Below are 21,402 nucleotides of genomic sequence, written 5' to 3' on the forward strand. Positions count from 1 at the left end.
GCCGGGCAAAATGTCGCATTTGACATTAATGACCGGTAATACCACGCCGGTGGCTTGAGCTATGCTCTTGGTTTGATGGATCTTCCGGGAAGGGCATAAAGGGTTATGCCTTTTGGGCTCGGCCGGACGTTTACACCTGATTAAGAATTTGGGCCTTAGGACTCTCGCCATTGCGAAAGGCGGTCCGTGCGACGGGGTGTGGCCCGGCGCACAGCGGGACGAGCGGGACGGCGGCATGATGCCGTCACCCAGCAACCCGGCCAGCCTGCCAGAACGAACGGAACCTGCTTCATGGCCCAATCCGTGACCCGCGCGCTTCAAGCCATCAAACGCCACAACGCCAAGCCGGAGCAGATCGACCACGCCATCCTCAGCGCCATCAACGTGACGCTGTGCATGCAGTCCGGCGGCAACGACCGGGTCGCGGAAGGCTTCAACCAGGACATCGCGCTGAGCGGACGGGCCTTCGGCGTCCGGAGCTGATCTACTCCTCTTCTACCCCCCGCTTCCGCAGCTCGTCCTGCAGCAGATAGCGGGCTTCCGGCGGCAGATCGCCGATGGCTTCGGCCAACACGCGCAAGCGCCGCCGCAGCCCGTAGACGGTATCGAGCAGCGACAGCACGACCGGCATCGCCTCGTCGTCGAGCGCCAAATCCTCCCGCAGATCGCAGATCAATTCCAGCCGGGCCATGTCGGCCGCGCTGAAGACGAAACCGGTCCCTTCGTGCCGCGGCCTCAGCCAGTGCCGCTCCACCCACACCGTCAGCTGGCTGGAGGAGACGCGCCGGCAGGTGGCCAGCACCTCCTCGGTCCGCCACCCCGCGCCGTCCGCTTGCCTGTCGTCCTGGCCCATGTCACGCGGCCTCCATGTCCCGTCTCGGGTTGTGGTCGGACTTCCAATCCCGGACGAACGCCTCCAGCGCCGGGTCGGGCGCGTCGGGCAGGGCGATGCGCAGCGTCACGTACTGGTCGCCGCGCGTCCCGTCCGCTCCGGAAAGGCCCTTTCCCTTCAACCGCAGGCGCGTGCCGTTGTTCGCCCCCTTCGGGACGGTCAGCATCACCGGCCCGTCGATCGTGGGCACGCGCACCTTGCCGCCCAGCACCGCCTCGGCCAGGGTCACCGGCAGGTCGAGCTGGATGTCGTTGCCCTCGCGGCGGAACCAGGGATGGGGGGCGACCTTGACCGTCACCAGCGCGTCGCCGGGCGGACCGCCGTTGCTGCCGGGCAGGCCCTGGCCCTTGAGGCGGATGGTGCCGCCGTCCTCCAGCCCGGCGGGCAGGTCGATGTCCAGAGTCTTCCCGTCCGGCATGGTGACGCGGCGCTTGCCGCCCTTCGCCGCCGCCAGGAAGTCGACCGTCAGCGCCATGCTGAGGTTGCCGCCCTTCATCGGCATGGCGGCGCCGCGTGCGCCGCCGCGTCCACCGAACAGGTCGGCGAAGATGTGCTCCAGGTCGTCCGACGCGAAGCCCTCGGCGTGGGCGTAGCGGGCGCCCGCCGGGCCTTCGGCGAAGTCGCGGTAATATTGACGCTGCGGCCGTTCCTGGCCGGTGGCGTCGATCTCCCCGCGGTCGAAGCGGGCACGCTTGTCGGGATCGGACAGCAGGCTGTAGGCGGCGCTGATGTCCTTGAAGCGCTGTTCGGCGTCCGCCTTGCCGGGGTTGAGGTCGGGGTGGTGCTTCTTGGCCAGCTTGCGGTAGGCCTTGCGGATCTCGTCGTCCGACGCGGAGGGTGAAACGCCCAGAATCTCGTAAGGATTGCTCATAGCGATGACCGTATTTGAAAAGCGGGGGTCAGCGGCAGAAGGGTGAGCACGTTCGACGTGTATGTGTTCAACGCTCCCCCGCAAATCAAGAGGGCTGCCCTTTCGTCCGGTGCACGGGGCCTGTGCTTGCGGCCGGGATGACGACGGGACGGCGCGCGCCAATATGAGGCGGGCCGGACTTGCCTCCGGTTGAGCGGTCCCGAAAGGAACCCGAAAAGGAGATGGTGAAGGAGGGAATCCCCGTCATGCCGCACACGCCTCGGTCCTTCATGCCCACGGATCAGGCCGTCGCCGACCTGCGGCGGCGCCACAAGACCGCCAACGTGCTGCAGTCCCTCCTCCTGCTCGGCGGCATGGTGCTGTTGCTGGCGCTGTGCGGGATGATCCTGGCGGGGGTGGAGGGGGTCCTGTGGGCGCTGATCGGCGGAGGCGTCAGCCTGCTGTTCAGCCCGCGCCTGTCGCCGCGCATGATCCTCGGCATGTTCGGCGCCCGCCGCCTGACCTACGCGGAGGCCCCGGTCCTGTTCGACGCGCTGGCCGCCATCGCCCGCCGGGCGGAGCTGCCGACGGTGCCGGAGCTGTGGTACGTCGCCAGCCCGGCGCTGAACGCCTTCGCCGTGGGCAACCGCCGTCGTTCGGCCATCGCGATCACCGACGGGCTGCTGCGCGCGCTCAGCCTGCGCGAGCTGGCCGGCGTGCTGGCCCACGAGGTCAGCCACGTGCGCAACAACGACCTGACCGTGATGGGGCTGGCCGACACGGTGACCAGCCTGACCCGGCTGATGTCGGTCTTCGGCATGGCCCTGCTGATTCTCAACCTGCCCCTGCTGATGATGCGGCAGGAGGCGGTTCCCTGGCTGCTGGTGCTGCTGCTTATCGCCGCACCCTGGATCGGCGTGCTTCTGCAACTCGCCCTGTCGCGCACGCGGGAATTCGACGCCGACCTCGACGCCGCCCATCTGACCGGCGACCCGGAGGGCGTGGCGTCGGCGCTCGCCCGGATCGAGCGGCTTCAGCACAGCCCGTGGGATGGGCTGCGCTTTCCCGGCCGCCGCCGGGCGCAGAACATCCCGTCCCTGTTGCGCACCCACCCGGAAACCGAGGAACGCGTGCGCCGGCTGATGGCGCTGCGCACCCCTCCGCCGGTCCTGCCGGGGCTCGACGCCCACCCCCTGCACGCTCCGCCGCGCCTCGCCATGCCCGCGGCGCTGCGGCGCCCGCGCTATCGGATCGGCGGCTACTGGTACTGAGGTTGCCCGGTGCCGAGGTTACAGGCCCATACGTCCGCCACTCCTGGACTCGGGATGCCCGGCTGGGTAGAACCGACGGGCGCGGTCGGGCAATTTTCCCAAATCCCAGGCTTGTCCAGGGACGGCGGAGCGCCCGCGGCGGTCGGTTGGCTACAAAAGGCGGGTCCCCTCCATGACCTTTCAAGGGCGTTTGGTCCTCCTGATTTCCGGGCTGGTGACGCTGGCGGTGGCGCTGGTCACGATTCTGCTGGCCTGGACGACCCATTCGGCGATCCAGTCGCGGGTGGAAGCGGACGGCCGCAGCGCGGCGACCCTGCTGGCCCGCGGCGCCACCCTGGCGCGCGAGGTCCCGCGCGACGTCGAGGCTCTGCTCGGCGACCGGCTGCTGTCGGAGGCGACGCTCGCCGCCCACCTCGTGGCGGTGATGGAGGCGGGAAAGGCGCCGGTCAAGGCGGTGACCGACCGGCTGAAGGCCGTCGCCGACGGCGGCGGGCCGGACGAGATCTGGGTCACCGACAACCGGGGCCGCGCCTATCTGCACAACATTCCGGGTCCCGACATCACCTTCGGCCCCGACTCCCGGGCGCAGCCGCGCCAGGCGCCCTATTACGGCCTGCTGAACCGCGCGCCGGAAAAGGTGGTGACCGACGCCGCCACCGAAGGCGGCAAGCTGATGAAGTTCGCCGGCGTGGCCGGCGTCGACAAGCCGCGCATCGTCCAGGTCGGCGCCGACGTGCGCCGGCTGGGCGACATCGCCCGCAAGGCCGGTGTGGACGGGGTGTTGGCCTCGCTTCTGGCCGGCGGCACGGTCGAGGGCGCTTGGCTGCTGGAGCGTGACGGCCGGCTCGCCGCGCACGCCACCGGGCCCAGCGCCGGGCCGCTGTCGGAGCGGGCGGTGGAGGCGGCGAAGGCCGCGGCGGCGGCCGGCGAAACCGGCCTTCTGCGCGAGGGCGACCGCCTGACCGCCTTCGCTCCGGTGCCAGCGGTGGCCGGACAGGGGGCGGGGATCGCGGTGGTCCGCCTCCCGGCGGAGGACCTGTCCTCGGTGGTCGGCCGCCATGTGAAGATCGGCGTGCTGGTCGGCCTGCTCGTCCTGGCGGCGGGCGTCTACGGCGCCGTCCGCTTCGCGCGCAGCCAGATGGCCCCGATCGAGCGGCTGGGCGAGGCGGTCGCCGCGGTGGAGGCCGGGCGCTTCAACCCCTTCACCCTGAACGAGGCGATGGAGCGCAACGACGAGATGGGCCGCCTCGCCCGAGTCTTCCGCAGCATGGCGCTGGAGGCGTCCTACCGCGAGGAGACGCTGGACGCCCAGCTCCTGATGCGCACGGCGGAGCTGGAAACCCGCACCGAGAAGCTGGCCGCCGCCGAGAACCTGATCGAGGAGGAGCAGCGCGCCGCCCGCGACGTCCAGGCGAACCTGCTGCCGCAGCAGCTTCCCGCCGGGCGCGACAGCCAGTTCTTCGGCCTGCTGGTCCCCGGCCCGGCGGTCAGCGGCGACTTCTACGACGTGATCGAGCTGGACGAGCGCCATTGCCTGCTGGTGGTGGCCGGGGTCTCCGGCTGGGGTGTGCCGGCGGCCTTCCTGATGCTGCTGGTGCGCGGCGCGGTCCGCGAGGCGGCGGCCCGGTCGGGCATGTCCCCGGCCGCCATCCTGGCGGCGGCCAACGACCGGCTGTGCGGGCAGAGCCCCTTCGACGGCTTCGCCACCGCCTTCGTCGCCCTCTACGACCGCGAGACCGGGACGCTCAGCCATTCCAGCGCCGGCAACCGCGCGCCCTGCCGCATCCGGGCGGACGGCAGCGTTCTGACCCTGGCCGACGCTGGCGGCCCGGCGCTGGGCGTGCGCAAGGGCATCCCCTACGGCGAGGCAGTGACCCGGCTGGAGCAGGAGGACACGCTGTTCCTGTGCACCGAGGGCGTGCTGCGGGCGGTGAACGCCCAGCGCGAGCCGTTCGGCGAGGAGCGTCTGGCGGCCGTCCTGCACCAGGGCCGCGGCCTGTCGGCGCGCGACCGCTCCGAACTGCTGCTGCGCGCGGTGGAGGCCCATGTCGGACCGGGCGGGCAGACCGGCGACATCGTCTGCCTGACCGTCCGCCGCCTGCTGCCGGCGTCCGAACTGGCGCCGGAGTCCGAAGCGACGGCGTGATTCTCGAACCCTGGGAAAAGGGTGCTCAAGCGGGCGTTTCCGCCAAGATCGCCCACTCCCCGGCATCCTCCACCAGTGCCTCGCGGGTTCCGGCGCGGGTGGTGACGAGCTCGGCCAGACGGGCATAGGCGTCTTTCGCCCGGTCCACCGACTCGACCCAGATGTAAGGGATCGTCCATCCCTCCAATGCGGCGAGGCTGCCGCTTTGGAAGTCTCCCGCCATGAAGGCGGTGCTGCACAGGATCATCTGCGACGGCCCTGCCCGAAGCCCCACGCAGCCGGGGTCCTCCGTCTCGATGAGCGCGAACCTCAAACTCCGGTAACGGGCGAGGCTGGGGGCGATGTTTGGCAGGATTGTCAGCGGCGTGACGCGCCGGGCCATGCCCGTGCTGGCGGCCAGCGCTTCGAAGGGCAGGGCCAGAGCCGCCGCCATCGCCATCAGGGACGCGGGAGTCGCGGCGCCACTCCGTTCCAGACGCTGAACAGTGCGGACGCTGATTCCGCTCGCCTCGGCAAGATGCTCTTGCGACCAACCGCGGCGGCGGCGTTCAGAGGTCAGGCGGCTGCGGTTGACGTGAGTGCTCATCGGGGACGCTCCCGTCTGATGGGGGTGGCCCAACTGTAGCGCCGGATCACCCGTGCGACCACGACGCGGAGCCGCCATGCGCCCCCATGTCTGTCCTGAGTTCCGCCGTTCAGCTTCGGTTCAGTCGCCGCCGGACAGAATCGGCAGGACTTGCACGTTTCTGCCGATGAGAGGACTTCCAATGTCCAACGCTTGCTCCGAAGCGGCCGCCCGCCCGCCCGTCAAGACCCGCCCCGTCAAGACACGCTACGACGGGATGATGCTGTTCCTCCATTGGAGCGTCGCCCTGCTGATCCTCGTGGCCTTCGCCATCGCACAGGGGCGCGGGCTGGTGCCCCGTGGGCCGGAGCGGACCGCCCTGATGGATGTCCATCGCTCGCTCGGCGTTCTCGTGCTGGCGCTCGTGGCGCTGCGCATGGTCTGGCGCGCCGTCAGCCCGCCGCCGCCGATGCCCGCCGACACCGCGCCGCTGCTCCTGCTGGCGGCCAAGGCCGGGCATTTTGCTCTTTACGCCCTGATGATCGCCGTGCCGCTGGCCGGTGTGGCGATGACCCAGGCCCACGGCCACCCCGTCGCCTTTTTCGGCCTGTTCGCCCTGCCGACGCTGGTGGCGGAGAACCATGGCTTCGGCGACACCCTGGAAAAGCTGCACGAGCTTCTCGGCACCGCCATCATCGTGCTAGCCGGCCTGCATGCCGGCGCCGCCCTGATCCACCACTATGTCCTGAAGGACGGGACGCTGAGCCGCATGCTGCCCTGGGGAAACCGCTGAGATGAGAAAAGGGCGGGCGGCGCCGGTACCGGGGTGCCGGTGGGCGCCGCCCGCCGAGTGGCGAGGTCCTGCCTCCTCCATGGAAAGACCCACGCTCGGGTCCCCCATGGTCTGATGAACCCGCCCAAGCGGCTTCTCTTCCCGGCGCAATGGCGGTACCGCCCCCCGCTTTGACGCACCGCACCTGTTTTCCGGCTGTCCAGCGGGGGAGGTGGCGCGGTGACGGGCAAAGCGATTCGTATGGCGGCGGGAGCCGCGTTGCTGGCGTCGGCACCCGCCGGGGCGGTGCCGTTCGACCGGGTGTTCGTCTTCGGCGACAGCCTGTCCGACACCGGCCGCGTCTATGAGCTGACGCGCGGCGCCATTCCGCAGAGCCCGCCCTATTACGACGGGCGCTTCTCCAACGGCCCCGTCTGGGTCGAGCGGCTGGCCCCGCTGATCGGCAGCCAGCCCGACCAGAAGACCAACTTCGCCTATGGCGGCGCCGAGACCGGGACCCTGTCGCAGACCGGCGTTCCCGGCATCCAGGGACAGGTCGGGCAGTTCCTGCTCAGCCGGCCGGGCGGCACCGGCGGCGGGCTCTTCGCGGTGTGGGCGGGCGGCAACGACTATTTCAACCGCGTCTCCGCCGGGTCGGACCCGTCGGGCCTCGTGACCCAGACGGTCGGCAACATCGTCACCACGGTGGAGCGTCTGGCGGCGCTCGGCGGGAAGACCTTCCTGGTGCCGAACCTGCCCGACCTCGGCACGATCCCCGACACCCGCAATTCCGACCGCGCCGCCCTGCTGAACGCGGCCACCGCCTCGCACAATGCGCTGCTCTCCCAGGCGATGGCCGACGTGGAGAAGCGGCTGGGCGTCACCGTCGTGGTGGCCGACGTCAACGCCCTGTACCGCGCGGTGGCGGCCAACCCCACGGCCTACGGTTTCACCAACGCGGTGACGCCCTGCCTGTCGGACAACGCGCCGACCGGCGCCTGCGGGACCGAGGCGCAGGCCGACCAGACCGTCTATTGGGACGAGATACACCCGACCCGCGCCGCCCATCTGCTGATCGCGCAATACATGCAGGGCGCTCTGCTCGCCCTGAACGACGCTGCCGAAACCGTGGCGATGCAGCCGGAGCTGGCCTTCGAGGCGGCGCGGAGCTGGCACCGCGCGCTGCTCGGCTCCATCGCCGGCCCCGCCTCGACGCGGGTGGAGGCGCCGCTGGGCAACGGTGAGCTGAGAGCCTTCCTGATCGGCGACGCCGCCTGGGGCCGCCTCGGCGGCACGGCGGAGCGCCAGGGTTTCCGCTTCAACACCCAGTCGGGCGGTGTCGGCGCCGAACTGCCGGTCGGCCCGGCCTCGCGCGTCGGCCTGTCGGTCGGCGGGTCGCGCGGCCGCGCGAGACTGGACGAGGGGGCGGGCACTCTGGACATGACCAGCACCGTCATCGGCCTGCACGCGGTGACCGAGGCGCGGGGTTTCCAACTGGCCGTCGCGGGCAGCGTCTCCTTCGACCGCTACGGCGACATCGACCGGACCACCGGCTTCGCGCCGTTCCCCAACGCCTCGGCGGAGACGGACGGGCGGACCTACGCCCTGTCGGTCGCCGGGGGCTACACGGCGCAGCTCGGGCCGGTGGCGCTGGGGCCGCGGCTGGGCCTGCGCTACATCAACACGCGCATCGACGGCTATCAGGAGAGCGGCGCCGGCCTGCTGTCGCTCGGCGTCGAGCGGCAGAGCGTCGAATCCCTGGAGAGCAGCGTGGGCGCCGAAGCCTCGACGGTCGTGGAGATCGGACGGACTTTGCTCCAGCCCAGCCTGGGCATCGCCTGGGAGCACCAGTTCGCCGAGGACGCGCGCACCGTCACCGTCCGCCTGCCCGGCGGGGCCGCCAACAGCGTGAGCCCCAGCGGCGACGGCCGCGACTCCCTGGTGATCGGCGCCGGCCTGTCGGCCCAGCTCTGGCAGGCGGTCGGCGCCACGGTCGGCTACCGCGGCGAACTGTCGGGGGCGGAGGGCCACAACCACGCCTTCACCGCCCGCTTGCGAATGAGCTTCTGAGGAATCGCCCCCTCCATCCTCCCGGGCCGCTTTTTCCTTCTGGCGTTGCAGCGCCGCAGAAGGAACAATCGGAGCCGGTGCGTCGCCATCAGGCGCGCCCGTCCGAGCAAGAGCAACGGCCCGAACAAGAACAACGGGAGGAGTTTCATGGCCTACAAGCACATCCTCGTGCATCTCGATTCCGGCCCGCAGGTGGAGACCCGCCTCGACGCGGCCATCGCGCTGGCCAAATCCAGCGGCGCCTTCCTGCGCGGCCTGTTCGCCCAGCCGGACCGCAGCGCCACCAGCGTCATCGCCCGCCGCTCCAGCGACCATCTGGAGCAGGCCGCCGCCCGCAGCGAGGCGATGTTCCGCGACAAGCTGCAGGCGTCGGGCCTGCAGGGGCAATGGCACGGCCTGACCCACGGCGAGCACAACCACGTCATCCGCGAGGTCATCATCTGGTCGCGCTTCGCCGACCTGACGGTGCTCGGCCAGTTCGACCGCAGCGCCCCCGCCGACGGCGTGGCGCCGGAGGAGCTGAACGAGCAGGTGGTGCTGAACTCGGGCCGCCCGGTGCTGGTGCTGCCCTTCGCCGGCACCTTCCCGGTGATCGGCAAGCGCGTCGCCGTCGCCTGGAACGCCGAGCGCGAGGCCGCCCGTGCCCTGTCCGACGCCATGCCCTTCCTCCAGGCCGCCGACGAGGTCACGGTCATCACCGTGCTGACCCAGGCCGCCCCGCCCGCCGGGTCGGAGCCGCAGCGCATCGGCCTGCTCGACCATCTGGCGCTGCACGGCGTGACGGCCGAGCAGACCCACTTCACGGTGACCGACATCGGCGCGATGGACGCGCTTCTCGCCCGCAGCATCGACTCCGGTGCCGACCTGCTGGTGATGGGCGCGCACGGCCATTACGGCTTCCCCTTCCTGCACCGCGGCGGCGGGACGCGCCACGTCCTGCGCACCTGCCCGGTTCCGCTGCTGCTGTCGCACTGAGGGCATCCGGCCGGGGAAAGCGGCGGTGGGCTTTCCTCCGCCGGGCCGGGCAGCCATGTAGAGGCTTCCCGGCACCGGCTGGAGAGCGTGCATGTCCTGGCTCCGCGTCTTCCTGATCGCCTGTCCCGTCCTCGTCCTGGCGGCGCTGTTCGCCGCCTGGGCGGCGACGGGCTTCGACCTGTTCGGCCTCAGCCTGCCGGGCCTGCTCGCCCTGGTCGGCGGCGCCGTGCTGACCAGCGCCGTCGCCATCGGGCTGATGGCCCTGGTCTTCCTCAGCAACCGCAGCGGCCACGACGAGGCGGCGGGCCGCCCCGACCCCATGGACGGGCCGGACCGACCCTAGAAAATCCAGAACGCGAAAGGGGCCGTCGGCCCTTTCTTCCGTCTGATGTCCGCATGGTCGGCGGAACGCCTGCGACTCCCCACCGTTGCTGATGGGACGAAGGAGCCCCGGTTCTTGCGGCCGGACAGGCCATGCCTGCGGCCGGGGCGGGAAGGAGGGGAACGCCGCGATGGACGAACACCGCATCCGCCACCGTGCCTACGCGATCTGGGAGCAGGAGGGGCGCCCCGAAGGCCGCCGCGCCGAGCACTGGGAGCGCGCTTGCCGTGAACTCCAGGAGGAGGACGAGCGGGCGAAGGAGAAAGGTGCCGAACCGCGCGACCTTGCCCAAGCCTCCGCGGATACCGGCGCCGGCATCTGACGTCCATCACACCCTTTCCCCAAGGAGACGCCATGCCGCCCCGCCGTGACCCCGCTTCCTTCATGTGGTCGGAGGCCGTCGAGCTGCTGGACCGCGCCGAGCGGCTGCACCGCCAGTTCTTCCGCCCGGCCCCGCCCGGCCCGCGCCGCGCCTGCTGGACCCCGCCCATCGACGTCTACGAGACGGAGGACGCGGTGACCATCGTCGTCGCCCTTCCAGGCGTCGGCGCGGACCAGCTCCACGTCGCCGTCGAGGACGGCGTTCTGGTGGTCGCCGGCGAGCGGACTTTGCCGCTGGGCTGCGACGGGATCATCCACCGGCTTGAGATTCCCCATGGCCGCTTCGAGCGGCGGATCGAGCTGCCCGCAGGGGCCTTCCGCATGGGACGGCGCGAGCTGTCGGCGGGCTGCCTCGTGCTGACGCTCGACAAGATGGGATGAAGGACGTTCGAATGACTGACGAGCACGCTGCCGACGCCACCCCGACCCCCGAGACGCCACCCGCCCCGGCGCCCGCCTCCGGGCTGCCGGAGGATGTGATCCCGGTTATCCCGGTCCGCAACCTCGTGCAGTTTCCGGGGGTGGTGCTGCCGGTGACGGTCGGTCGGGCGCGCTCGGTCGCCGCGGCGCAGGAGGCGGCCCGCACCGAGCGGCCGGTCGGCATCCTGCTCCAGCGCGACGAGGCGGTGGAGGAGCCGACCGGCGCCGACATGCACCGCGTCGGGACGACCGCCAGCATCCTGCGCTACGTCACCACGCCCGACGGCTCGCACCATCTGGTGTGCCAGGGGCAGCAGCGCTTCCGCATCGTCGAGTGGGTGCCGGGCCATCCCTTCATGGCCGCCCGCGTGGAGATGATCGAGGAGAGCGACGCCGCCACGCCGGAGGTCATGGCCCGCTTCCTGAACCTGCGCAACGAGGCGGTGGAGGCGCTGCAACTGCTGCCCCAGGCCCCGCAGGAGCTTCTGGCCGCCGTCCAGGCCATCGAAAGCCCAGGCGAGCTGGCCGACATGACCGCCAGCTACATGGACCTGAAGCCCGCCGAGAAGCAGGAGGTGCTGGAGACCGTCGACCTGCCGGAACGGCTCGACAAGGTCGGCGGCCTGCTGGCCCGGCGGATCGAGGTGCTTCGGCTGTCCCGCGACCTCCGCGAGCGCACCCGCGAGGCGATGGACGAGCGGCAGCGCGAATATCTGCTGCGCGAGCAGCTGCGCGCCATCCAGAAGGAGCTGGGGGAGGCCGACGAGGGCCGTCAGGCCGAGATCGGCGAGCTTCAGGACGCCATCGCCAAGGCCGGCATGCCGCCCGACGTGCGCGAGCACGCCGAGAAGGAGCTGCGCCGGCTGGAGCGCATGCCGGAGGCGGCGGCGGAATATTCGATGGTGCGCAGCTATCTGGACTGGCTGATCGAGATGCCGTGGGACCGCCGGTCGGAATCGCGCATCGACATCGCCGAGGCCCGCCGCATCCTCGACGAGGACCATTACGGTCTGGAGAAGGTCAAGCGCCGCATCCTCGAATTCCTGGCGGTGCGCAAGCTGAACCCGGAGGGGCGCAGCCCCATCCTGTGCTTCGTCGGCCCGCCGGGTGTGGGCAAGACCTCGCTCGGCCAGAGCATCGCGCGGGCCACCGGCCGGGCCTTCGCCCGCGTCTCGCTGGGCGGCGTCCATGACGAGAGCGAGATCCGCGGCCACCGCCGCACCTATGTCGGCGCGCTTCCCGGCAACATCGTCCAGGCCATCCGCAAGGCCGGGACGCGCGACTGCGTGCTGATGCTGGACGAGATGGACAAGCTGGGGCAGGGCTTCCACGGAGACCCGTCGGCCGCCCTGCTGGAGGTGCTGGACCCGGAGCAGAACGCCACCTTCCGCGACCATTACCTGGGCGTGCCCTTCGACCTGTCGAAGGTGATGTTCATCGCCACGGCCAACATGCTGGACACCATCCCCGGCCCGCTGCGCGACCGCATGGAGGTGATCGAGCTGTCCGGCTACACCGAGGACGAGAAGCTGGAGATCGCCAAGCGCTACCTGCTGGCCCGCCAGCTCGCCGCCAATGGGCTGACGGCCGACCAGCTGGAGATCCCCGACGACACGCTGCGGGCGATCATCCGGGACCACACGCGGGAGGCCGGGAACCGCCAACTGGAACGGCTGATCGGCGCGGTCGGACGCTACGCCGCCGTGCGCATCGCCGAGGGCGAGGTCGAGCGGATGCGGGTCGAGCCGGCGGACCTGACGGCGATCCTCGGGCCGCCGCGCTTCGAGAACGACGTGGCGATGCGCACCAGCGTGCCAGGCGTGGCGACCGGCTTGGCCTGGACCCCGGTCGGCGGCGATATCCTGTTCATCGAGGCCAGCCGCTTTTCCGGCTCGGGGCGGCTGATCCTGACCGGCCAGCTGGGCGAGGTGATGAAGGAGAGCGCGCAGGCCGCCCTCAGCCTCGTCAAGTCGCGGGTGAAGGACCTCGGCCTCGACCCGGAGGGGCTGGACCGCTTCGACATCCACATCCACGTCCCGGCGGGCGCCATCCCGAAGGACGGGCCGTCCGCCGGGGTGGCGATCTTCACGGCGCTGGTGTCGCTGCTGTCCGGGCGCTGCATCCGTTCCGACACGGCGATGACCGGGGAAATCAGCCTGCGCGGTCTGGTGCTGCCGGTCGGCGGCATCCGCGAGAAGGTGGTGGCCGCCCAGCGCGCCGGGCTGAAGACGGTCATGCTGCCCGCCCGCAACCGCAAGGATTTCGACGACATTCCCGCGGCGGTGCGCGAACGGCTGAACTTCGTCTGGCTGGAGCGGGTGGACGACGCCGTCCGCGCCGCCCTGGTGCCGGAGTCCTCCGTGGAGGCGGTGGAGCGCAAGGCCGGGTAGCGTCTTCGCCGCGTCCGGGACCCTTGCGCACCGGGGGTGCGGTGCGCCACATGAATGGCGCGCCCGCACGGAGCGCGCACAGGAGACGATCATGACGCCCGAGGAACGCACCCTCCTTTCTGATCTGTTCACGCACCTGCGCGAGGTGGAGAACCAGCCCCGCGATCCGGAGGCGGAACGCTTCATTCAGCAGATGATCCAGGGCCAGCCCGCCGCCGCCTATTACATGGCGCAGTCGGTCCTGGTGCAGCAGCAGGCGCTGACCGCCGCCCAGCAGCGCATCGAGGATCTGGAGCGGCAGGTGAGGGAGGCGCAGTCCCGCGCCCAGCAGACCCAGCCGCAGCCGTCCGGCGGCAGCTTCCTGTCCAACGCCCTGGGGTTGGGGCGCAGCCCGTGGGCCGGCGGGGGCAACCGTCCGGCGGAACAGCGGCCCGCTCCGATGCCGCCGTCGCCCCAGGGGCCGGCCTACAACCCGCTGCAATCGCCGATGCAATCCCCCTCGGCCCCCTCGGCCCCCTCGGCCCCCTCGCGCAGCCCGTGGGGCGCCGCTCCGCAAGCCGGCGGGCAACCGGGTTACGGCCAGCCCTCCTATCCGCCCCAGCCCGGTTACGCCCCTCAGCCCGGGTTCGGGCCGCAGGGCTATGCGCCGCGCGGCGGCGGGTTCCTGAGCGGTGCCGCCCAGACCGCGGCGGGCGTGGCCGGCGGCATGCTGGCGGCCAGCGCCATCTCCTCCATGCTCAGCCATTCGCCGGGACCGTTCGGCGAGGCCGCCGCCGCGGCCGGGCAGACGGCCAGCCATGGCGAGACGATCATCAACAATTACTACGGCGACTCCGCGGATCAGGCTTCCGACCAGGGCTTCCCGCCGGAGGACAACAACCTTCAGAACGTCGATTACCAGACCGACGATTCCTCGTTCGACGACGGTGGTGGCGACTCCGGCGGCGACGACAGCTGGATCTGACCTTATCCAGTCCTTGGCGGAAGGCGCACCAACCCTTCGGGACGGCGCGGTGCGCCTTCAGGCCGCCATCACAGTTAATATAAATTAAACAGTTGGGTCCCTACGGTGCGTTGGGCAAGGCAGGCCACATTTCCCGATCCCCACGCAGAACCCGAGGCCCATGACGACGCTCGTTCAGCCCCAGCCGACCGAAGACGCCGAGCGCACCGACGCTGAGCGCAAGGCCTCCGCCACCCAGATGTACCACGAGGTGGCGCGGATCATCGAACGGATGCACCGCCGGTTCCTCGACGTTCTGCGAATCGAGCTGTCCCGCATCGGCATCGACGACATCAGCCCGGTGCAGGTGATGATGCTGCTGAACATCTCCAACGGCGAGATCAGCGTGCGGGACCTGATCGAGCGCGGCTACTACCTCGGGTCAAACGCCTCCTACAACCTGAAACAGCTGGTGGACAGCGGTTATGTGGACCGCTCCGCCTCGCCGCGCGACAAGCGTGCCGCCCGGCTGAAGCTGTCGGCGCGGGGGCTGGAACTGTGCGAGCGGCTGCGCCACATGGCGTCGGTCCATTCCGACGGGCTGATCCGCACCGATGGCGACAGCCAGGACTTCGAAGTCACCTACCGCACGCTGCGCCGTCTGGAGCGCAAATGGACGGATGTCATCCGCTCCGACGAAACGGAAATCCTCTGACGCGCATTGACCTCCCTCAGTGCGCGCGGCGGTGCGCCGTGCCACGGTAAGGCCGCTGGGCTTTACGGGGGTGTGGGATGAGGTTCGCCGTCGGCACGCAGGATTACCGCAGCATCGCCACCCATGGCGGCCGCATCCGCCGCTTCCTGGTCTTCGAGGCGGAGGCGGGCGGCGACCCTGTCGAGGTCGAGCGGATCGAGCTGGCCGAGAACGAGGTTCTCCACCTTGCCGGTGACGGGCGCCCACACCCCATCGACGCGGTGCGGGTGGTCATCACCGGCTCCTCCGGCGAGGGGTTCATCAACCACATGAAGCGCCGCGGCATCGAACCGGTGACCACGCTGGAGAGCGATCCGGTGCAGGCGATCCGCGACTGGTTCGCGGGGACCGTCAAGACGGCGCCGCCGCCCCAGCACCCCCACGAGCATCACGACCACGGCCCCGGGGGCGCCCCGCAGGAATGCCACGGGACGCCGGCCTAGATCATCGAGCCGCCGCCGCCGTCAGACGGGAAAGGACACGCTGGCGGTCGTGCCGGCGGCGTCGCTTTCGGTGTTGAGCGTGTCACCGAGCTGGGCGGCCAGCGCCTCGGCCAGCATCAGCCCGTCCTCCGCCGTCGTGTCGAAGCCGGCGGGCAGGGCGCGCCCGTTGTCCTCGACGATCAGGCGGGCGCGGCCGTTCTGCTCCTGAGTCACCGACACGCGGATCCAGCCCTGTTCGGGATAGGCGTGGTGCAGGCTGTTGGTGATCAGCTCCGCGGTGATCAGGCCCAGCGGCATGGCCTCGTAAAGGCCGATCTGGATGGGATCGCTCTTCACCTCGATCGGCACGTTGGCGAGGCCGCCGGGCGTCCCGTGCTTCACCGCGTCGGCGAGCGATTCGATGTAGCGGCCCAAATTCACATGGGTGCCGGTGCCCGACTCGTGGAGCTGGCGGTAGAGGATGGCCAGCGCTTCGATGCGCACCAGAGTCTGCTCGTAGGCGGCGCGGGCGTCGGGGTCGCGGATGCGGCCCGTCTGGAGCTTCAGCAGGCTGATGACGAGCTGAAGGCTGTTCTTGGCCCGGTGCTGAAGCTCGCGCAGTTCGGCCTCCAATTCGCGGATGCGTTCCGCGATTGGGTCCTCCGGCGCTCCCGAACCGGTGGCGGGGCGATCAGCAGGCAGGGCGACCGGCTGGGACCGGAGGGGATTGGGCATCACGCAATTCTCGGCTGAGGCGGGGCAATGTTTTACTTAGGTACAGAACAATTTATGCGCTTGAACCCACTCCCGAATTGGTTCTGAGGAAGTAACCCTCAGCGCATATCCAATTCGTTCGTCCACGTTTGGACGGAGGGGCAGGGCTTATGAGGCCGGCGGACAAAGGGTCGGAATCGCGGGCAGGCGGGGCAAGCCGGAAAATGCGTTCCCCTGGCCGCCCCATCGTGGCATGAGTGCCGCCATGCGTTTGAGAACCCTGGTGATTCCTTTCTGCGCCCTGCTGGCGGTGGCCGGCGGATGCGCCGCGGTGGCCGGCAACGGCGGACCGCTCGAGTCGTCTGTTCCTGTCGCGTTGGACCCGGACCGCCCCACTCTGTCGGAGGTCGGCGCCCTGCGCTTTCGCGGTGGCCTCCGTCTGCCCGGCGGGGCGGGGGTCGGGGGCTTGTCCGGTCTGTGGGTCAGCGACTCGGGCGACCGGTTCGTTGCCATCTCCGACCTCGGCAAGAGCGTCACCGGTCGGCTGTCCTACGACGCCCAGGGGCGTCTGGCCGGCGCCGGATCGTATGATGTCCGCCCGCTGGTCCTCGATAAGAACCCGGACTACCGCGGCCGGCTCAATGATTCGGAGGACCTCGCCCGCCTGCCGGACGGTGGCTGGCTTGTGCCGTTCGAGCGCAACCACCGCATCCTCCGTTACGAGGGCGCCACCCGGCCCGAGGGAACGCCGCGCAAGCTTCCGACCCCTCCGGGCCTGGACACGGCCCCGTCGAACGGCGGGGTGGAGGCTTTGGCGGTGCTGGCGGACGGCCGCATCCTGGCCATTGAGGAAGGGGACGACAACGGCGTCCGGGAGCGCCACGCCTGGATTGCTCCTCCCGACCTGAAACGGCGCGGGGACTGGGAACCGCTGACCTACCGCGCGGCGCCGCGCTTCCGCCCCACGGCGGCGGCGGCCCTGCCGGACGGCGGGGTTCTGGTGCTGGAACGGCGGGTGTCCCTGCTGGGCGGATGGGCGGCGCGCATCGTCCATGTGCCGGCGGAGTCGCTGCGCGGCGGCGCGACGATGGATGGGGTGGAGCTGGCGCGTTTGGAGCCGCCTCTGCCGACCGACAATTTCGAGGGGCTGTCGGTGCGGCCCGGGCCGGACGGCGACTTGCTGGTCTACGTCGTTTCCGACGACAACCGGAGCCCGCTCCAGCGGACCTACATAATGATGTTCCAGCTTCCGGCCAACGCCCTCAAGCCCAGCGTGGCGGGGCGCTGACCGGACAAGCGCGCCCCGCGGCGAACGGCACGGATCAGAAATTGGCGTAGGGGCCGCCCTGGCCGGGCATCTCCGGAGCGCCCGGAGCGGCTGGCCCTCCCATCGGCTCGCGGTGGTGATGGACGCGGGCGATGCTCGGGGCGAGGTCCTGAAGCTCGATGAAGTTGTCGGCCTGACGGCGCAGCTCGTCGGCGACCATCGGCGGCTGGGAGCGCACGGTGCTGATGACGCTGACCCGCACGCCCTTGCGCTGCACCGCCTCGACCAGCCGGCGGAAATCGCCGTCGCCGGAGAACAGCAGGATGTGATCGACGCGCTCGGCCATCTCCATGACGTCGATGGCCAGCTCTATGTCCATGTTGCCCTTGATCTTGCGGCGGCCCGAGGCGTCGGTGAACTCCTTGGTCGGCTTGGTCACCATGGTGTAGCCGTTGTAATCCAGCCAATCGACCAACGGCCGGATCGGCGAATATTCCTGATCCTCCACCAGGGCCGTGTAATAGAAGGCACGCACCAGTCGCCCTTCCGAGGCGAAGCCGTCGCGCAGGCGCTTATAGTCGATATCAAAGCCCAGGGACCGGGCAGCCGCGTACAAATTAGCGCCGTCGATGAACATCGCCAGACGCTCTTCCTTGTAAAAGAGCTTGGTAACATCTTTCGGCAAAGTCGTATTGCGGTCCAATTCCGTAATCCTTCCACGATGGATTGTATTATATGTCGGGCATACGCGAAATTGCGATTCACCAGATAAGTAACGTAGGGGGTCGTCTACGCACGAGCAAGGGGGCGCGCGGGCATGGAGCCCCTGCGGGCGGGGTACGGCGGGTGGACCCGACGAGGCTCGAAGCGCTTGCGCAGGCGCGAACGCATCAATATATTCGGTTCCCTTCGCAGATCCCGGAGTTGGTTTGGTATGGCCCGCGTTACCGTCGAAGATTGCGTCCTCAAGGTTCCGAACCGGTTTGAGCTGGTCATGATGGCGGCCCAGCGCGCGCGTGAGATCGCGTCCGGCGCCCCGCTGTCGATCGACCGCGACAACGACAAGAACCCGGTCGTTGCCCTGCGCGAGATCGCCGATGAGACGGTGATGCTGGAGCATCTGAAGAACGCCCTGATCAAGGGCCACCAGAAGCACGTCGAGCCGGACGAGCCCGAGGAGGAGATCGTCGAGCTGATGGCCGGCGAGCACGACTGGGCCGCCCGCGGCGACACGTCGCTGGAGGACGAGGACGGGATGAGCGAGGCGGAGGAGGTCGGCGAAGGCGACGACCTGCTGTCCGACATGGAGAGCGATCCGGCGGCGGCCTTCGGCATGACCGAGGACGACGTCGTCGGCCGCGATGCGGACGGGGATCTCTGACGCTGACCGACAGCGACCGGTATTGGGGGCCGACGGCCCCCCATTCCGTCGACCAACCAATCATTTGCGAAACTTCATGGCGCACGCTGCGCCGGGTCGGGTGGCATGATCCGGCAATATGAGCTTGTCGAACGCGTCAAGGCGTACGACCCCTCGGCGGACGAGGAGCTGCTCAACCGCGCCTACGTCTTCTCCATGAAGGCGCACGGCTCCCAGACCCGCGCCTCGGGCGATCCCTATTTCCTCCACCCGTTGGAGGTCGCCGGCATCCTCACCCAGCTCAAGCTGGACGCCGGGACCATCGCGACGGCGCTGCTGCACGACACGGTCGAAGACACGGTCGCCACGCTGGAGGACATCGAAAAGCACTTCGGCAAGGAGATCGCCCGTCTGGTCGACGGCGTGACCAAGCTGTCGCGCCTGGAACTGCACAGCGAGCAGGCCAAGCAGGCCGAGAATTTCCGTAAGCTGGTGCTGGCCATGTCGGAGGACATCCGTGTCCTCCTGGTGAAGCTCGCCGACCGCCTGCACAACATGCGCACGCTGTTCCACCTGAAGAATCCGGACAAGCGCAAGCGCATCGCGCGCGAAACGATCGAGATCTACGCGCCGCTCGCCGAGCGCATCGGCATGCACCAGGTCAAGGACGAGCTGGAGGATCTCTCCTTCGCGGAGCTGAACCCCGACGCCCGCGACAGCATCCTGGCCCAGCTCTCCCGCCTGCGCACCGAGGGCGAGAACCGCGTCCAGCGGATCATCCAGGAACTCCGCGGCACGCTGGCGGAGGAGGGGCTGCCCAACGCCGGGGTCACCGGGCGCGAGAAGACCGCCTATTCGATCTGGCGCAAGCTGCAGCGCAAGAACGTCAGCTTCGAGCAGCTGTCGGACATCATGGCCTTCCGGATCATGGTGGACACGGTGCCGGAATGCTACCAGGCGCTGGGCGTCATCCACGCCCATTACCCGGTCGTTCCCGGCCGCTTCAAGGACTACATCTCCACGCCCAAGCCCAACGGCTACCGCTCGCTCCACACCGGGGTGATCGGTCCGGAGCGCAACCGGATCGAGGTGCAGATCCGCACCAGCGACATGCACGAGATCTGCGAACTCGGCGTCGCCGCCCACTGGGCCTACAAGCAGGGCGAACAACGCACCCAGCAGGGGCGCGAGTACCGCTGGCTGCGCGAGCTTCTCGACATCCTGGAGCACGCCCAGAAGCCCGAGGAGTTCCTGGAGCACACCAAACTGGAGCTGTTCCAGGACCAGGTCTTCTGCTTCACGCCGAAGGGCGATCTGATCGCGCTGCCGCGCGGGGCGACCCCGGTGGACTTCGCCTACGCCGTCCACTCGGAGGTCGGCGACCACTGCGTCGGTGCCAAGATCAACGGGCGGATGCTGCCGCTGCGCACGCAGCTGCAGAACGGCGATCAGGTCGACATCATCACGTCCAAGGCCCAGACCCCGGTTCCGGGCTGGGAACGCTTCGTCGTCACCGGCAAGGCGCGGGCGCGCATCCGCAAGTTCCTGCGCACCCAGCAGCGCACCCAGTACATCGAGCTGGGCCGCGCCATCCTGCAGCGCCAGTTCAAGTCGGAAGGCTACGAGTTCTCGGAAAAGGCGCTGGAAGGCGTCATCAAGATCTTCCAGCAGCCGAGCGCCGACGACCTGCTGGCCAGCGTCGGGTCGGGTCTGCATTCGGGCCGCGAGGTCTTCCACGCCGTTTTCCCCGGCCACAAGCCGCATGTGGCGACGCCGAAGGAAGGCGACGACAAGAACGCCATCACGGTGCCGAAGCCCAAGCCGAAGGTGAAGGGCCACAACGCGCCGCTGCCGATCCGCGGACTGATCCCCGGCATGGCGGTCCATTACGCACGCTGCTGCCACCCACTGCCGGGCGACCGCATCGTCGGCATCGTGACCACCGGCAAGGGCGTGACCATCCACACCATCGACTGCGAGACGCTGGAAAGCTTCCACGAGTCGCCGGAGCGCTGGATCGACGTCGCCTGGGACATCGGGCCGGACAGCCCCGAGGAGCATGTCGGGCGCATCTCGCTGGTGGTCAACAACGAGCCGGGCTCTCTCGGCACGCTGTCCACGGTCATCGGCAAGAACGGCGGCAACATCACGAACCTGAAGATCACCAGCCGAAACACCGACTTCTTCGAGCTGCTGATCGACATCGACGTGAAGGACGCCAAGCATCTGACCAACATCATGGCGGCGCTGCGCGCCACCCCCGCCATCAACGCGGTGGAGCGGGCCCGCGGGCGGTGAGGGCACCCGCCCGGCCGCGCCTATCGGAGGCAAGGGAAGCATGTCCAGCCCGACCATCTTCAGCCGCCTGATCGCCGGGGAGCTGCCCTGCGCCGTGGTGTACGAGGATGCGGAGACCTTCGCCTTCATGGACGCCGGGCAGGTCAATCCCGGCCATGTGCTGGTGGCGCTGAAGCGCCCGGCCCCGACCATCCTGGACGTGACGGAGGACGAGGCGGCGGCTCTGTTCCGCACCGTCCACAAGGTCGCCCGCGCCGTCCAAGCGGCCTTTTCGCCGGAGGGGATCACGATTCTCCAGACGAACAAGCCGGCGGGCTGGCAGACGGTGCCGCACATCCATGTGCATGTGGTGCCGCGCTACGGGAACGACGGCGCCGATCTGGTCTGGCCGCGCCACGACCCGCCCATCGAGGAGTTGAAGGCGCTCGCCGCGCGGATCGCCGCGCATCACGTCGTCGAATGACGGCGTGACGCGACGCCACACCGCCGCTATATAGCAGGGAGAACCGGTGCCCGCCGGATGCAGGAGG

Annotated in this window: 22 protein-coding genes; 17 read left to right on the forward strand and 5 right to left on the reverse strand. The window is 69.6% G+C overall.

What is annotated here, in order from left to right:
• Positions 1 to 291 precede the first annotated feature (291 nt).
• Entirely contained in the window at positions 292 to 483 is a 192-nt protein-coding gene (locus ABVN73_RS16640; protein WP_014198714.1) for a hypothetical protein, read from the forward strand.
• A 1-nt stretch (position 484) separates the two neighbouring features.
• Here ABVN73_RS16640 and ABVN73_RS16645 read toward each other — a convergent pair whose 3' ends face one another.
• Positions 485 to 853 (reverse strand): chaperone modulator CbpM, encoded by a 369-nt coding sequence (locus ABVN73_RS16645; RefSeq protein ID WP_353860727.1) that lies wholly within the window; start codon positions 851 to 853, stop codon positions 485 to 487.
• 1 nt (position 854) lies between these two features.
• Positions 855 to 1,763, reverse strand: coding sequence for a DnaJ C-terminal domain-containing protein (locus ABVN73_RS16650; RefSeq protein ID WP_353860728.1), 909 nt, complete (start codon positions 1,761 to 1,763; stop codon positions 855 to 857).
• Between the two features lie 245 nt (positions 1,764 to 2,008).
• Between ABVN73_RS16650 and ABVN73_RS16655 the strand changes: the two genes are divergently transcribed.
• Together ABVN73_RS16655 and ABVN73_RS16660 are read left to right on the forward strand one after the other, a co-directional pair.
• The gene (locus ABVN73_RS16655; protein WP_353860729.1) at positions 2,009 to 3,013 is read left to right on the forward strand and encodes a zinc metalloprotease HtpX; all 1,005 of its coding nucleotides are present in this window, start codon (positions 2,009 to 2,011) and stop codon (positions 3,011 to 3,013) included.
• 172 nt (positions 3,014 to 3,185) lie between these two features.
• Positions 3,186 to 5,159, forward strand: coding sequence for a SpoIIE family protein phosphatase (locus ABVN73_RS16660; protein WP_353860730.1), 1,974 nt, complete (start codon positions 3,186 to 3,188; stop codon positions 5,157 to 5,159).
• A 25-nt stretch (positions 5,160 to 5,184) separates the two neighbouring features.
• On the opposite strand, the gene ABVN73_RS16665 is transcribed toward ABVN73_RS16660, so the two are convergent.
• Positions 5,185 to 5,745 carry a helix-turn-helix transcriptional regulator gene (locus ABVN73_RS16665; protein WP_353860731.1) on the reverse strand — a complete coding sequence of 187 codons (561 nt, stop codon included), beginning with the start codon at positions 5,743 to 5,745 and terminating at the stop codon, positions 5,185 to 5,187.
• A gap of 181 nt (positions 5,746 to 5,926) precedes the next feature.
• Here ABVN73_RS16665 and ABVN73_RS16670 point away from each other — a divergent pair, with 181 nt between their 5' ends.
• The 10 genes from ABVN73_RS16670 to ABVN73_RS16715 all read left to right on the forward strand — a co-directional run bounded on the left by ABVN73_RS16670 (position 5,927) and on the right by ABVN73_RS16715 (position 15,254).
• A complete protein-coding gene (locus ABVN73_RS16670) occupies positions 5,927 to 6,517 on the forward strand; it encodes a cytochrome b (protein WP_353860732.1) in 591 nt (196 codons plus the stop codon).
• A gap of 219 nt (positions 6,518 to 6,736) precedes the next feature.
• Entirely contained in the window at positions 6,737 to 8,566 is a 1,830-nt protein-coding gene (locus ABVN73_RS16675) for an autotransporter domain-containing protein (RefSeq protein ID WP_353860733.1), read from the forward strand.
• 147 nt (positions 8,567 to 8,713) lie between these two features.
• A complete protein-coding gene (locus tag ABVN73_RS16680) occupies positions 8,714 to 9,541 on the forward strand; it encodes a universal stress protein (protein ID WP_353860734.1) in 828 nt (275 codons plus the stop codon).
• Positions 9,542 to 9,632: 91 nt separating this feature from the next.
• Positions 9,633 to 9,884 (forward strand): hypothetical protein, encoded by a 252-nt coding sequence (locus ABVN73_RS16685; protein WP_353860735.1) that lies wholly within the window; start codon positions 9,633 to 9,635, stop codon positions 9,882 to 9,884.
• A gap of 169 nt (positions 9,885 to 10,053) precedes the next feature.
• Positions 10,054 to 10,245 (forward strand): DUF2934 domain-containing protein, encoded by a 192-nt coding sequence (locus ABVN73_RS16690; protein WP_353860736.1) that lies wholly within the window; start codon positions 10,054 to 10,056, stop codon positions 10,243 to 10,245.
• Between the two features lie 32 nt (positions 10,246 to 10,277).
• On the forward strand, positions 10,278 to 10,685 hold the full coding sequence (locus ABVN73_RS16695) for an Hsp20/alpha crystallin family protein (protein ID WP_109069403.1): 408 nt from the start codon (positions 10,278 to 10,280) through the stop codon (positions 10,683 to 10,685).
• A gap of 11 nt (positions 10,686 to 10,696) precedes the next feature.
• A complete protein-coding gene (lon, locus tag ABVN73_RS16700) occupies positions 10,697 to 13,114 on the forward strand; it encodes an endopeptidase La (protein WP_353860737.1) in 2,418 nt (805 codons plus the stop codon).
• A gap of 91 nt (positions 13,115 to 13,205) precedes the next feature.
• A complete protein-coding gene (locus ABVN73_RS16705; RefSeq protein WP_353860738.1) occupies positions 13,206 to 14,078 on the forward strand; it encodes a DUF2076 domain-containing protein in 873 nt (290 codons plus the stop codon).
• A 160-nt stretch (positions 14,079 to 14,238) separates the two neighbouring features.
• Positions 14,239 to 14,772, forward strand: coding sequence for a MarR family transcriptional regulator (locus ABVN73_RS16710; protein ID WP_353860739.1), 534 nt, complete (start codon positions 14,239 to 14,241; stop codon positions 14,770 to 14,772).
• A gap of 77 nt (positions 14,773 to 14,849) precedes the next feature.
• A complete protein-coding gene (locus ABVN73_RS16715; RefSeq protein ID WP_353860740.1) occupies positions 14,850 to 15,254 on the forward strand; it encodes a nitrogenase accessory factor in 405 nt (134 codons plus the stop codon).
• Between the two features lie 21 nt (positions 15,255 to 15,275).
• Here the strand turns inward: ABVN73_RS16715 and ABVN73_RS16720 are convergent, their stop codons facing one another.
• The gene (locus tag ABVN73_RS16720) at positions 15,276 to 15,968 is read right to left on the reverse strand and encodes a histidine kinase dimerization/phosphoacceptor domain -containing protein (protein WP_094302574.1); all 693 of its coding nucleotides are present in this window, start codon (positions 15,966 to 15,968) and stop codon (positions 15,276 to 15,278) included.
• A gap of 244 nt (positions 15,969 to 16,212) precedes the next feature.
• Here ABVN73_RS16720 and ABVN73_RS16725 point away from each other — a divergent pair, with 244 nt between their 5' ends.
• Entirely contained in the window at positions 16,213 to 17,235 is a 1,023-nt protein-coding gene (locus tag ABVN73_RS16725) for an esterase-like activity of phytase family protein (protein ID WP_353860741.1), read from the forward strand.
• 34 nt (positions 17,236 to 17,269) lie between these two features.
• Here ABVN73_RS16725 and ABVN73_RS16730 read toward each other — a convergent pair whose 3' ends face one another.
• A complete protein-coding gene (locus tag ABVN73_RS16730; RefSeq protein WP_353860742.1) occupies positions 17,270 to 17,851 on the reverse strand; it encodes an NYN domain-containing protein in 582 nt (193 codons plus the stop codon).
• 297 nt (positions 17,852 to 18,148) lie between these two features.
• On the opposite strand from ABVN73_RS16730, the gene rpoZ reads away from it, so the two are divergent.
• The 3 genes from rpoZ to ABVN73_RS16745 all read left to right on the forward strand — a co-directional run bounded on the left by rpoZ (position 18,149) and on the right by ABVN73_RS16745 (position 21,335).
• On the forward strand, positions 18,149 to 18,595 hold the full coding sequence (gene rpoZ, locus ABVN73_RS16735) for a DNA-directed RNA polymerase subunit omega (protein ID WP_094302572.1): 447 nt from the start codon (positions 18,149 to 18,151) through the stop codon (positions 18,593 to 18,595).
• A gap of 105 nt (positions 18,596 to 18,700) precedes the next feature.
• The gene (locus ABVN73_RS16740; protein ID WP_353860743.1) at positions 18,701 to 20,872 is read left to right on the forward strand and encodes a bifunctional (p)ppGpp synthetase/guanosine-3',5'-bis(diphosphate) 3'-pyrophosphohydrolase; all 2,172 of its coding nucleotides are present in this window, start codon (positions 18,701 to 18,703) and stop codon (positions 20,870 to 20,872) included.
• Positions 20,873 to 20,912: 40 nt separating this feature from the next.
• The gene (locus ABVN73_RS16745; protein ID WP_353860744.1) at positions 20,913 to 21,335 is read left to right on the forward strand and encodes an HIT family protein; all 423 of its coding nucleotides are present in this window, start codon (positions 20,913 to 20,915) and stop codon (positions 21,333 to 21,335) included.
• Positions 21,336 to 21,402: the final 67 nt, after the last annotated feature.

It is taken from the genome of Azospirillum formosense (assembly GCF_040500525.1).
GTDB classification, from domain to species: domain Bacteria; phylum Pseudomonadota; class Alphaproteobacteria; order Azospirillales; family Azospirillaceae; genus Azospirillum; species Azospirillum formosense_A.

Bases quoted from the DNA above. Each gene is read 5' to 3' on its own strand.
- ABVN73_RS16640 (WP_014198714.1), top strand. From the start codon at position 292: ATGGCCCAATCCGTGACCCGCGCGCTTCAAGCCATCAAACGCCACAAC.
- ABVN73_RS16645 (WP_353860727.1), bottom strand. From the start codon at position 853: ATGGGCCAGGACGACAGGCAAGCGGACGGCGCGGGGTGGCGGACCGAG.
- ABVN73_RS16650 (WP_353860728.1), bottom strand. From the start codon at position 1,763: ATGAGCAATCCTTACGAGATTCTGGGCGTTTCACCCTCCGCGTCGGAC.
- ABVN73_RS16655 (WP_353860729.1), top strand. From the start codon at position 2,009: ATGCCGCACACGCCTCGGTCCTTCATGCCCACGGATCAGGCCGTCGCC.
- ABVN73_RS16660 (WP_353860730.1), top strand. From the start codon at position 3,186: ATGACCTTTCAAGGGCGTTTGGTCCTCCTGATTTCCGGGCTGGTGACG.
- ABVN73_RS16665 (WP_353860731.1), bottom strand. From the start codon at position 5,745: ATGAGCACTCACGTCAACCGCAGCCGCCTGACCTCTGAACGCCGCCGC.
- ABVN73_RS16670 (WP_353860732.1), top strand. From the start codon at position 5,927: ATGTCCAACGCTTGCTCCGAAGCGGCCGCCCGCCCGCCCGTCAAGACC.
- ABVN73_RS16680 (WP_353860734.1), top strand. From the start codon at position 8,714: ATGGCCTACAAGCACATCCTCGTGCATCTCGATTCCGGCCCGCAGGTG.
- ABVN73_RS16685 (WP_353860735.1), top strand. From the start codon at position 9,633: ATGTCCTGGCTCCGCGTCTTCCTGATCGCCTGTCCCGTCCTCGTCCTG.
- ABVN73_RS16690 (WP_353860736.1), top strand. From the start codon at position 10,054: ATGGACGAACACCGCATCCGCCACCGTGCCTACGCGATCTGGGAGCAG.
- ABVN73_RS16695 (WP_109069403.1), top strand. From the start codon at position 10,278: ATGCCGCCCCGCCGTGACCCCGCTTCCTTCATGTGGTCGGAGGCCGTC.
- lon (WP_353860737.1), top strand. From the start codon at position 10,697: ATGACTGACGAGCACGCTGCCGACGCCACCCCGACCCCCGAGACGCCA.
- ABVN73_RS16705 (WP_353860738.1), top strand. From the start codon at position 13,206: ATGACGCCCGAGGAACGCACCCTCCTTTCTGATCTGTTCACGCACCTG.
- ABVN73_RS16710 (WP_353860739.1), top strand. From the start codon at position 14,239: ATGACGACGCTCGTTCAGCCCCAGCCGACCGAAGACGCCGAGCGCACC.
- ABVN73_RS16715 (WP_353860740.1), top strand. From the start codon at position 14,850: ATGAGGTTCGCCGTCGGCACGCAGGATTACCGCAGCATCGCCACCCAT.
- ABVN73_RS16720 (WP_094302574.1), bottom strand. From the start codon at position 15,968: ATGCCCAATCCCCTCCGGTCCCAGCCGGTCGCCCTGCCTGCTGATCGC.
- ABVN73_RS16725 (WP_353860741.1), top strand. From the start codon at position 16,213: ATGCGTTTGAGAACCCTGGTGATTCCTTTCTGCGCCCTGCTGGCGGTG.
- ABVN73_RS16730 (WP_353860742.1), bottom strand. From the start codon at position 17,851: ATGTTCATCGACGGCGCTAATTTGTACGCGGCTGCCCGGTCCCTGGGC.
- rpoZ (WP_094302572.1), top strand. From the start codon at position 18,149: ATGGCCCGCGTTACCGTCGAAGATTGCGTCCTCAAGGTTCCGAACCGG.
- ABVN73_RS16740 (WP_353860743.1), top strand. From the start codon at position 18,701: ATGATCCGGCAATATGAGCTTGTCGAACGCGTCAAGGCGTACGACCCC.
- ABVN73_RS16745 (WP_353860744.1), top strand. From the start codon at position 20,913: ATGTCCAGCCCGACCATCTTCAGCCGCCTGATCGCCGGGGAGCTGCCC.